This window comes from Variovorax sp. 22077 (assembly GCF_052044195.1).
In the GTDB taxonomy this organism is placed as follows: Bacteria; Pseudomonadota; Gammaproteobacteria; order Burkholderiales; family Burkholderiaceae_C; genus Variovorax; species Variovorax atrisoli.
Map to the genome: position 1 here is coordinate 145,048 of NZ_JBQEQC010000005.1, position 10,712 is coordinate 155,759.

Genomic DNA, 10,712 nt, shown 5'->3' on the forward strand with positions numbered 1-10,712 from the left:
AATGGAAGCGGTGGGACCTGGGCGGTCCGTTCCCGCGCCGGGCGCGGGGAAGCCCGGCTAGCGACCTGGCGAAGAGCCTGGGCCTGCGGCGGTCCGTGGGGCTGGCGCCCCTTGATCGATGGTGGTCTTCGCGTCGTTCTTCATGAGTTCTCCTCCTGTCCCGCCGTGGCGGAGAGCGGCATCACCGTGGTGCCGCTTCGGAGGGAAATTCTCAAATGGCGCTATCGAATTTGCACCTTGCGTTTTCTTGCAATGCACAGTGGGCACCTACGGAAATCGGTAGGTCTACGCCACCGAATGAATGCATTGGTGTTCGTGCGGCGCCACACCGCAGTCCGAAGTGCTCAGAGTTCGATGCGCACCTGGCCCTGGAAGCTGTAGCCTTCGCCGCGCACCGCGACGACCGGCAGCTTCTCGCCGCTGGCCTGCTCCACCTTGCGGCGCAGGCGCGAAACCGTCACGTCGAGGTTGCGCTCGTACGCCTCCAGGCCCGGACGCCCCATCGCCGCGAGCAGCGCGGCCCGGCCGACCACTTCGCGCGGTTGTTCGATCAGGCACTGCAGCAGCCGTGCTTCCGCGTTCGAGAGCTGCACGCGCTCGCCGCCGGGCGACAGCAGCAGCCAGGAGGTCAGTTGATAGCGCCAGGGGGCCTGGGCGGAGGCGTCGCCAGCGTCCATCGCCGACGGCTCTTGCGCGGCTGGGGCCGGGGATGGGGCCTGGACCTCCTGGCTGCGCTGCAGCAGGTTGTGCAGGACCATCTCGAGCTCGCGCAGGTTGACCGGCTTGACGAGGTAGTAGTCGGCGCCCAGTCCCAGTCCGTGCAGGCGGTCGTTCAACATGCCGCGCGCCGTCAGCATCACGACGCGCATCGCGCCGCGCGCACGCAGCCGCGCCAGCACGCTGAATCCATCTTCGCCCGGCAGGTTGACGTCGCAAACCGCGGCATCGAAGTCCTGCCGTGCCAGTTCCCCGTCGAGCTGCTCGGCGCTCTCCAGGCCGCTGACGAGCATGCCCACGCCGCGCAGGTAGCGCACCACGGTGTCGCGCAGGTCGTCATCGTCCTCGATGACCAGCACGCGGGCGAGGCCGCTCATCGGACGCCTCCCGGGCCGGCGAGCGCAGTGCGTGTTTCGTGCCCGGGATGTTCCGCCGGCGTGCTGCCTGCGTGGAGCGGCAGGGTCAGGGTCAGCACGGCACCGCCCCCGGGCCCGTTGGCGGCGGCCACGCTGCCGCCATGGACCGCGGCGATGCGGTGCACCATGTGCAGGCCGAGCCCGATGCCCGGAATGCGCCGCGTGCCGGCCGAGCGATAAAAGCGCTCGAAGACATGCGGCAGGTCGTCCGAGGCGAAGCCTGGCCCCTTGTCGCATACCTGGATGCAGATGCAAGGCCCCGCTGCACCCGGCGCAAGGTCTTCGGACGGCCGGGCGCGGATGCCTGCGCGGACCCGGATCGGCGAATCAGATGGCGCGTACTTGATGGCATTGCTCAGCAGGTTGTCCATGGCGATGTGCAGCAGCATCTCGTCCACCAGCGCCGGCAGCGCGCTCGCATCGAGCTGCAGGGCGATGCGTCCGCCGCCGCTGCCTTCGTTGTGCTCCTCGATCTTCTCGCGCAGGAATACCGCCAGATCGATGGGCACCGGATGCACGTTGCCGCTCGACGCATCGAGCCATTCGTCGGCCAGCAGGGTGTCGACCAGGTCGCGCATGCGAAGCACCGTGCGGCCGATCTTCTCGGCCTCCTTCTTGACCTCCTCGGGCGCCAGGCCGAGCCGGTCGTCGGTGAGGAGCTGCGCCGCGCCGCCGATCGTTCCCAGCGGCGTGCGGAACTCGTGCGAGACCATGGCCAGCAGGCCGCGCTGCTCGCGCAGCGCCAGCGCGAGCTGGTCGTGCGTACGGTGGTGCTGTTCGATCTCCTGACGCAGATCGCGGGTGCGCTCGTTCACGCGCCGTGAGAGCCGCGCACGATGCCGAAGCGACAGCGCCAGCGCACGCCGCTCGCGCTGGCGCACGCGCCAGCCCAGCGCGAAGAAGAAAGCCATGATGTGGAGGATGCTGCCGATCGCATAGCTCGCCTGGGCCGCCAGCGTGAAGGGCAGCCACTGCAGGTTCTTGGCGAAGTGCACCGATCCCATCATCAGGTAGACCGCATAGCCCACCAGCCCCGGCCAGGCCTGCATGTTGCGGCGCAGCGCCACGATGCACATGGGCACGATGCAGGCCGCGAAAAGCACCCACGCCAGGTTCAGCGGCCGGGCGACACGGCCGTACAAGCCCGCCATGGCCGCCGCGCAGGCCGCGAGGCAGGCGAGCGTCATCACCTGGAAGACACGGTTCATGCGCGGGAACTGCCGCTCCATGTCGAGGAGGACGCGTGCGAAAGCGAAGGCCGCGGCCGTATGCAGGCAGACCGAGAAGTTGTGCAGCCGGACCGCCGCCAGAGGGCTGTCGCGCAGCCAGAACGACGCCGGCAGGCCCTCGGAGCTCGCGAACACCATGCCGAGCGTGACCAGGTAGCCGGCGTAGGCGACAAACCGGCGGTCGGGCAAAGCGATGCCCATCATCAGGCTGACCACCGCCATCAGCAGGGCCATCCCGGTGACGCCCGCATCGACGAAATTGAGTTCCTGCTGAACCTCGGCCTGCTCGCGCAGCGGCGACACGCCGCCGACCAGGCTCAGGGTACGGTCGCCCGCCAGGCGCACCCAGATCCAGCGCGGCTCGGTATCGGGCCACTCCGGCAGCCGCACCGTGGGCATCGACCAGGGCAGTTCGCGCTTGGAACCCGCCCGCATCCCGCCGAGGGCGCGATGCTCGAACCCGCCGTCGGCGCCGCGCCACCACACGTCGATGTAGTCGGCGTAAGGCGCGTTCAGCCGCAGCCACCAGCCGTTCTCCAGCGGACGGGCGACCTGTTCGGGCGAGGCCCGGACCTGGAACCGCACCCACCAGGCGCCCCTGACATAGCCGCCGTTGAAGGTGCCCTCGACCGTCTTGAACTGCTGCCGGAAGGCAGGCGAATCCACCTGCTCGCGCGTGAGCTTTCCGCTTTCGTCGTAATAGGCCTGTATGCGTCCGATGAAGCTGCGCTCTGCAAGGGTCGATCGGGCATCGAGTGTCAGGGGGTGCGGCTGCTGTTGCTGCTGCGCATGGCTCGCGAGTGCAAGGCACGTCAACAGGATGAAGACAGCGGCAATGCGTGCGCGAATCGCGACGAGACACTCGACGAACGGGAACGGGCTGGCCACGTGCACGCGCTGTGGGCTGGGTGACGCCTCAGTCGGGCGCCGTGCAATGAGCCGTCCGAGCCCTCGCGCTCATGGGAGGCTTCGCGGCATCGCATGCGCTCGCACGCCGGGGTGCTTGGAATGACCGTCGTTCATCGCTCCTCCTCGTCGCACTCGGGTTCCATGCCCCTGGACACCATCGACTCGCCGGCTCCCGCGGCCGGTTGGGATGGATTCTGCGGCACGGGGCGGAAGCGCGCATCTTACTTTTTCTTTCAGATCAGACTCGCTGGAGCAGCCCTGCAGGACGGACAGGGAGGCATAAGCCCTTCACGATCTGCAGCGTGGGGGAGCGCGCATCGAGGCGGTCGAAGTTCTGTCACCGGAAGGCCCGGTCCTCCTACCCAAGGCTCTCAAAAACGCCAAGATGCTCAAACCCGCGACTGTGCAATCGCCAGCAGAAACATCTCCAAGAATGCCGATGGCGCACGCCCTTGTTCCCAAATCTGCATCGACGAAGGACCAGGCAATCATGAACACCGAAGCCACCATTGCCCGCATCTGGCGAGGCCGCACGCGTCCCGAGCTCGCCGACGAGTACGAGACCTACAACCGAGCCGAAGGCGTCCCTCCGCTCGAAAAGACCGCGCTCGCCGTCCAGCTCCTTCGCGAAGACCGGGAAAACGAAACCTGGTTCACCACGATCTCCTACTGGCCCGACATGGCGTCGATGACCGCCTTCACGAAGGGCGACCCGCAGGCGGTGCACCACCTGCCGCGCGACAAGGAGTTGCTGATCGAGCTGCCCCAGCGGATCCAGATCCATCGGATCGTGGTGAATCTCTAGCGCCGCGCAGCCGCTCGGCGCCGCGGCACAGCCCGCCTCGTCAGATCATCGCGAATCCACCCGACGCGCCGATCGTCTGGCCGGTGACGAACAAGGCGCGGTCCGATGCGAGGAACGCCACGAGCCCCGAGACATCGTCCGGCCGCGACAGCCGCCCCACGCCCTTGGAGATGGGATAGAGGTTCACCATCTTCGCGAGCAGTTCGTTGTTCTGGACAGTCGCGTCGGGATGCAGCGGGCCGTCCTTGATGCCTTCGTGCGAGACCGCGCCGAGGGCGATCGAATTGACGGTGATGGCATGCCGGCCATGCTCTCGCGCCAGGGCCTTGGCAAAGCCCGCGATGGCGGCCTTCGCTCCGGAGTACACGGCCATGTTGGCCTCGCCGATGCGGCCGGCCTCCGAAATGATGTTGACGATTCGCCCCCGCTTGGCCGCCACCATGCCGGGCAGCACAGCGTGGCAGCAGTGGAAGGTGCCGTACACGTTGAGGTTGACGATCTTGGCCCAGTCGGCCACCGGCATGTCGACGAAGGCCGGGGTGCGCCCGCCCTTCTCGCGGCGCTCGGGGATGATGCCGGCGTTGTTCACCAGGATCTGCACCGGCGCATCGAAGTGCCGCGTGGCCGCTTCGATCATGGCCTGCACCTGGTCGGCCTGCGTGATGTCGGCGGGTGCGGCCAGCGCCTTGCCGCCCTGCGCCTCGATCTCGCGCGCCACGGCCTGCGCCCGCTCGGGGAACAGGTCGTTGACGACGACGCGCGCGCCTTCGCGTGCGAGTTCGATGCAGATCTGCCGGCCGACGCCCTGGCCGCCGCCGGTCACCAGGGCAACCTGGGATTCCAAACCGAGTTTCATGTGTGTGTTTCCTTGCTTGCTTGTCTTTTGAATGGATGGAGATGCGGGTGGGTTCAGCGCCCCTGGAACACGGGCTTGCGCTTCTCGACGAAGGCGCGCATGCCTTCCTTGCGGTCCTCGCTGTCCACCAGCAGGGCCGCGGCATAGCGCTCGTACTCGAGGCCGCTGTCGAGGTCGGTCTGCATGCCGCGGTTCACCGCGCGCTTGGCGAAGCGCACCGCCAGCGGCGGCATCTCGCCGATCTGCTGTGCGAGCGCGACGGCCGCCGGCAGCAGCTCGGCACCCGGCAATACCTGCGTGACCAGGCCGTAGTCGAGCGCGCGCGCCGCATCGATCTGCGCGGCCGTCAGCATCAGCGCCTTGGCGCGCGCCTCGCCGATCAGGCGCGGCAGCCGCTGCGTGCCGCCGGCTGCGGGGATCACGCCCAGGCGCACTTCCGGAAGGCCCAGCCGTGCGTGGTCGGCCGCCAGCCGCAGGTCGCAGCACAGGGCCAGCTCCAGGCCGCCGCCGAGCGCGACACCGTTGATCGCCGCGAGGGTGGGCTTCTCGAATTCCTCGATGCCGCGGAACAGGTCGTGCGTCGCCTTCTGCGCGACGAAGAAGTCGGTGGCGCAGATCTGGTGATCGGCGCGTTCCTTGATGTCGGCGCCGGCGCAGAAGGCGCGCTCGCCGGCGCCCGTGAGCACCACCGCGCGCACGCGCTGGTCGTCGCGGGCCAGTTCGAAGAACGCGCGGGCGAGGTCGGGCTTCATCGTGCCGCCCAGCGTGTTCATGCGGTCGGGCCGGTTGAGCGTCACGATGGCCACGTGGCCCTCGACGCGGTAGGTGAGCGTCGAGAGTTCGACGTGATCGAGGCAGCTGTTTTCAGGCATGGTGTCTCCTTGCAAGTTCTTGCTCTGTCATGCCGTGGCGCGGGAGAGGACGTGCGCGATGGCCACCGACCCGAGCCCGATCATGTGGGCCATGCCCCAGCTGGCACCCTCGTGCTGCCGGTCGCCGGCCTCGCCGCGAAGCTGCCGCGTGATCTCCGCGATCTGGCCGATGCCGGTGGGGCCCAGCGGATGGCCCATGCCGATGAGGCCGCCGGATGCGTTGATCGCGCAGCGCCCGCCGATCCGCGAGTCGCCGCGCAGCAGGTAGGCGGCGCCCTCGCCCGGCTCGCACACGCCGATGGCTTCGCTGTAGAGCAGCTCCTCCACCGAGAAGGCGTCGTGCAGTTCCAGCAGGTCCAGCCGGCTGGCGGGAATCGCCGCCTGCTCGAGCGCCGCGCGGGCGCTGGCACGCACGAGGTCGACCGCCGCGGCGCCGTAGGAAGTCTCCGGGGTTTCGCTGCACGCGGCCGACGCGCGCACGCGCACGCAGCGCGCTGGATCCAGGCCGAGCCGGCGCAGCGCGCGGCCCGACACGACGATGACGGCCGCAGCGCCCTCGCCGCGCGGGCAGCATTGCTGCACCGTCAGGTCGCCCGCGACGAGCGGCGACGCGAGCACCTGTTCGAGGGTGCGCGGCTTGTGGAACTGCGCGAACGGGTTGCGCGATGCATTGCCGTGGTTTTTCACCGCCACCTGCGCCATCGACGCGGGGTCCGCGCCGCGTTCGCGCAGGTAGGTGCGGGCCATCATCGCGAACTTCACGGCAGGAACGTTGGCCGTCTCGCTGAAGCGGGCGAGGCCTTCCTTGTCGGCCGCGCGCCGGCCATCGCCGTGCTTGTCCACGCCCACCGCCAGCACCACGTCGCTGACGCCGCCCGCCACCTCCATGCATGCCTGCCGGAAGGCGAACGAGCCCGATGCCGATGCGTTCTCGACCTGGGTGACCGCGAGCCCGCTCGAGCCGAGATGCCGCAGCATCACGCGCCCGGCCGCCATGCCGATGGAGGTGGTGCCCACATAGGCGCTGTTCACCTGCGGCCAGGCCAGCCCCGCATCCGCCAGTGCGGCGCGCACCGCGGTCAGGCCCAGGTGCGTGTAGGGCGTCTCGCTCGGGAACTGGTACGCATGCATGCCGATGCCGGCCACGTACACGCCTTCGTTGTCATCGATCCAGTTGCTCATCGCGCCCCTCCTTCAACCGGAACGAAGCGGCAGGCGAAGGTCTCGCCGCCGGGCTGCGCCACGCCGACGGCGCGCAGCGCCATGCCCACCCGCAGGGCCGACTCGTCGGTTCCGGCGATCACGCCCTCCTCGATGAGCCCGTCCTCGATGAGCCCGTCCTCGATGAGGATGTCGGCGGCGATGCGCGGCACCTCCATGCCGGGCAGCAGCGGCACGTGCAGGGTGACGTACTCCAGCAGCTTGCCGCCGCCGGGGCGCGCCACTTTCTCGGCACCGTGCAGCGGATCGCCGCAGTGGCTGCAGCCGGGAACGTTGGCGGGAAAGACGAGCTTGCGGCACGCCGGACATTGCGCGAAGAGGAACTCCAGCGACTCGCCGTCGGGCGCGAGCTGGTAGAGCGTCGGATGCTGTGGCTGCAGGCCACGCAGGTCAGTGGTCATAGAAACGGATTTCCCGGTTGTCGAAAAAAAGAGGGGGATGCGGTGCGTGCGCTACTCCAGCCTGGCGCCGGAGCTCTGCACCACCTCGCGCCAGCGCGTCATCTCGGACTTGACGAAGGCGTCGAGCTTCTCGCCGCGCATGCCGCGCATCGGCACGCTGCCGAACTTCTCGGTGGCGGCCAGGAGCTCCGGGTTCACGATGACTTCCGCCATGGCGTCGGCGAGCCGCTTGACGATGGGCGCAGGCGTCTTCGACGAGACGAACATCGCGCCCCACGCGCTGGACTCGGCGCCGGGGTAGCCCAGCTCGGCCACGGTCGGCAGGTCGGGCGCGCTGCTCAGGCGCGACTTGCCGGTGACGGCCAGCGCCTTGAGCTTTCCCGACTGCACGAAGGGCAGCACCACCGCGGCGTAGTCGAAGGCCAGGTCGAGGTTGCCGGAGATCAGGTCGGTCAACGCGGGGCTGCTGCCCTTGTAGGGCACGTGCGTCATCTTGACGCCCGCGGTGGTCTGGAAGAGCTCCGCCGTCAGGTGCGTGGCCGTGCCTGCGCCCGCGGAGCCGAAGTTGAGCTTGCCGGGGTTCTGCCTTGCGTATGCCACCAGCTCCGGCACCGTCTTGAACGGCTTGTTCGGGTTGATGACCAAGATCAGCGGCGACTCCGACATGCCGTGCACGGCCGTGAAGTCCTTGACCGGGTCGTAGCGCACGTTCTTGTAGAGCGCGAGGTTGGCCGCATGCGTGCCCTGCGTGCCGTAGATCAGCGTGTAGCCGTCCGCCGGTTGGCGCACCGCGTATTCCACGCCGATGGAGCCGCCGGCACCGGGCCGGTTGTCGACGACCACCTGTTGGCCGAGCTTCTCGCCCAGCTTCAGCGCAAGAAGGCGGGAGGTGTTGTCGGTGATGCCGCCGGGCGGAAACGGCACGACGAAGGTCAGCGGCCTGGAAGGCCAGCCCTGGGCCTCGTCGGCGGCGTGGCCGCCGGCGGAGAGGAAGAGCGCGCAGCCGCATGCGGCGATGGCTTTGAAGAAGGTGTTCAAGGGTTGTCTCCTGGTTTTTGCAACGCGGTTCGATTGCCTTTTTTCTACGAATAGACGTAGACTACTTCAACCAGTCGTTGTTTGACAACCGTGTTTTCTGCCCTCTGAAGGCGATTTTTCAACCTGAATCTTCTGCAAACGCATGAATCCCGTCGCTATGATCGATAACTTCTACGACCTATCGGAGGATTCATGCCAACCATCGTCCCTGCAGCCGCCCGCACGATGACCCTGCTCGAAGTCTTTGCGCGCGAGAAGCGCGAGCTGTCCAACTCGGACCTGGCCCGCCTCATGGACCTGCCCGAGAGCAGCTGCTCCGACCTGCTGCACACGCTGCACGAGCTCGGCTATCTGCTGCGCACCGCGCGCAGCCGGCGCTTCTATCCAACCGCGCGCCTGCTCACGGTGGCCAAGGAGATCTCCGCGAGCGACCCGCTCTACGCCGTGGGCGCGGAAGCGTGCGAACTGCTGCGCGACCGCACGGGGGAAACCGGCCTGTGCGGGAGGCTGGAGAACGGCGTCGTGAAAGTCATCGCGCTGAGCGAGGGCCGGCATGCGCTGCGCTACATGCAGCACGTGGGCGACAAGCTCGCGCTGCACGTCTCCGCACTCGGCAAGGCGATCCTTGCGGCCGGCACGCCGGAAGAGGCGGCGCGCCAGCTGCGCCTGAAGCCGCTGCGCGTGCTGGCCTCCGGCACGCTCACGGACCTGGCCCAGCTCGAGGCGCAGGTGGAACGTGCGCGCGAACAGGGCTGGATCTGGGTCGAGAACGAAGGCAGCGAAGGACTGACCGCGGTGGCCGTGGCCGGCCAGATCGGCGGCGAGACGCTGGCCCTGTCGGTGGCCGGACTCACCCATCGCATGCGCGACCAGCGCGAGCGCTGCCTGGAGGCGCTGCAGGAGGTCAAGGCCATCGTCTTTCGCAAGCAGGCCGCCGAGGGCGCGACGCGCGAGCAGCCGGCAACGGCAGCGGCCTCTTCCTCGCAATCTTCCTCCCCCGCTTCTTCTTCCTCTTCCCGCCGCGGCACCAAGGCCTCGCCTCCCGCAGAGCCTTGAGCGCGGCCCATCCTCATCACCAACAAACAGGAGACAACGTGTACACCCAGACTGCAGAACAAGCCATGCTGCGCGACAGCATCCGCCGCTTCATGAAGAGCGAGGTCGCTCCCATCGTCGCGCGCCACGACCAGGAGAAGACCTTTCCCTTCGAACTGCTCAAGCCACTGTCGGAGTTCGGCTACCTGGGCGGGCGGCTCTCCGAGGAAGAAGGCGGCATGGGCCTGGACCAGCTCACCTGGGCGATGCTGATGGAGGAAGCGGGCTACGCCTGGCTCTCGCTGCGCACGATCCTCAACATCACCAACGCGGCGATCAACAAGCTCGCGGCCGAGGCCACGCCCGCGCAGAAGGAGCGCTTCCTCAAGCCGCTGCTGAACAACGAGCGGCGCTGCTTCAGCGCCATCAGCGAGCCGGGCACGGGCTCCAACATCGCGCAGGTGCAGACGCGCGCCGACCTGCAGGGCGACCACTACGTGCTCAACGGCCGCAAGCTGTGGATCACGAACGGTGCCTTCGGCGACTTCGGCATCGTCGTGGCGCGGACCTTCAGCCCCGACTGCCAGGGCCAGCTCTCCACCTTCCTCGTGGAGCGGGACGTGTCCCCTTACGAGATGCGACGCGTCGACACGATGGTGCTGCGCAGCACCGGCACGGCCGAGCTGGGCTTCGACAACGTCAAGGTGCCGCGCGAGAACCTGCTGGGCGAGGAAGGCGGCGCGCTCAAGAAGATGCTGATCGGCCTGGACAGCGCGCGCGTGAACATCGCCATGGGCGCCGTGGGCGCCGCGCAGTCGGCGCTCGACCTCTCCATCGACTACGCGCGCACGCGCACGCAGTTCGGCAAGCCCATCGGCAGCTTCCAGCTGGTGCAGAAGCTGATCGTCGACATGACGATCCGCGTGGAGGCCGCACGCGCGCTGGGCCTGCGCGCCGCCGCCGCACTCGACTCGGGCCACGACGCGCGCACCGCCGCGTCCATCGCCAAGCTCTACGCCACCGAGGCTGCCCACGAGGTGGCCAGCATGGCGCTCCAGGTGCACGGCGGCCTGGGCTACGCCACCGACTACCCGATCGAGCGCATCTTCCGCGACACCCGCGGCGGGACCATTCCGGAAGGCACGACCGAAGTGCAGACGCTGATCGTCGGACGCGAGATCCTCGGCATCTCGGCCATCGCCTGAACGCCGCA

Annotated in this window: 10 protein-coding genes; 3 read left to right on the forward strand and 7 right to left on the reverse strand. The window is 68.4% G+C overall.

Going from position 1 to position 10,712, the window contains the following annotated elements; translation table 11 throughout:
- Positions 1 to 344 precede the first annotated feature (344 nt).
- Complete coding sequence (locus ACTJLF_RS09015; protein ID WP_132752627.1) at positions 345 to 1,094, reverse strand: response regulator transcription factor; 750 nt, start codon at positions 1,092 to 1,094, stop codon at positions 345 to 347.
- Positions 1,091 to 3,178: a sensor histidine kinase gene (locus ACTJLF_RS09020; RefSeq protein ID WP_440882921.1), complete on the reverse strand. Its 2,088-nt coding sequence runs from the start codon at positions 3,176 to 3,178 to the stop codon at positions 1,091 to 1,093. Before ACTJLF_RS09020 ends, ACTJLF_RS09015 begins: the two co-directional genes overlap by 4 nt.
- 583 nt (positions 3,179 to 3,761) lie before the next feature.
- Between ACTJLF_RS09020 and ACTJLF_RS09025 the strand changes: the two genes are divergently transcribed.
- Positions 3,762 to 4,076: an antibiotic biosynthesis monooxygenase family protein gene (locus ACTJLF_RS09025; protein WP_440882922.1), complete on the forward strand. Its 315-nt coding sequence runs from the start codon at positions 3,762 to 3,764 to the stop codon at positions 4,074 to 4,076.
- A gap of 40 nt (positions 4,077 to 4,116) precedes the next feature.
- On the opposite strand, the gene ACTJLF_RS09030 is transcribed toward ACTJLF_RS09025, so the two are convergent.
- Genes ACTJLF_RS09030 through ACTJLF_RS09050 form a run of 5 tightly spaced genes read right to left on the reverse strand, consistent with a single transcriptional unit; the run spans position 4,117 to position 8,464 of the window.
- The gene (locus ACTJLF_RS09030; protein WP_126185204.1) at positions 4,117 to 4,932 is read right to left on the reverse strand and encodes an SDR family NAD(P)-dependent oxidoreductase; all 816 of its coding nucleotides are present in this window, start codon (positions 4,930 to 4,932) and stop codon (positions 4,117 to 4,119) included.
- Between the two features lie 53 nt (positions 4,933 to 4,985).
- Positions 4,986 to 5,804 (reverse strand): enoyl-CoA hydratase/isomerase family protein, encoded by an 819-nt coding sequence (locus ACTJLF_RS09035; RefSeq protein WP_440882923.1) that lies wholly within the window; start codon positions 5,802 to 5,804, stop codon positions 4,986 to 4,988.
- Between the two features lie 27 nt (positions 5,805 to 5,831).
- Positions 5,832 to 6,986 (reverse strand): thiolase family protein, encoded by a 1,155-nt coding sequence (locus ACTJLF_RS09040; RefSeq protein WP_440882924.1) that lies wholly within the window; start codon positions 6,984 to 6,986, stop codon positions 5,832 to 5,834.
- Positions 6,983 to 7,426, reverse strand: a complete 444-nt coding sequence (locus ACTJLF_RS09045) for a Zn-ribbon domain-containing OB-fold protein (RefSeq protein ID WP_440882925.1) — start codon at positions 7,424 to 7,426, stop codon at positions 6,983 to 6,985. The genes ACTJLF_RS09040 and ACTJLF_RS09045 overlap by 4 nt, the downstream gene beginning before the upstream one ends.
- A 51-nt stretch (positions 7,427 to 7,477) precedes the next feature.
- Positions 7,478 to 8,464 carry a Bug family tripartite tricarboxylate transporter substrate binding protein gene (locus ACTJLF_RS09050; RefSeq protein ID WP_019655246.1) on the reverse strand — a complete coding sequence of 329 codons (987 nt, stop codon included), beginning with the start codon at positions 8,462 to 8,464 and terminating at the stop codon, positions 7,478 to 7,480.
- A 192-nt stretch (positions 8,465 to 8,656) separates the two neighbouring features.
- Here ACTJLF_RS09050 and ACTJLF_RS09055 point away from each other — a divergent pair, with 192 nt between their 5' ends.
- A complete protein-coding gene (locus ACTJLF_RS09055) occupies positions 8,657 to 9,520 on the forward strand; it encodes an IclR family transcriptional regulator (RefSeq protein WP_440882926.1) in 864 nt (287 codons plus the stop codon).
- 38 nt (positions 9,521 to 9,558) lie between these two features.
- Complete coding sequence (locus ACTJLF_RS09060; RefSeq protein ID WP_026346441.1) at positions 9,559 to 10,704, forward strand: acyl-CoA dehydrogenase family protein; 1,146 nt, start codon at positions 9,559 to 9,561, stop codon at positions 10,702 to 10,704.
- Positions 10,705 to 10,712: the final 8 nt, after the last annotated feature.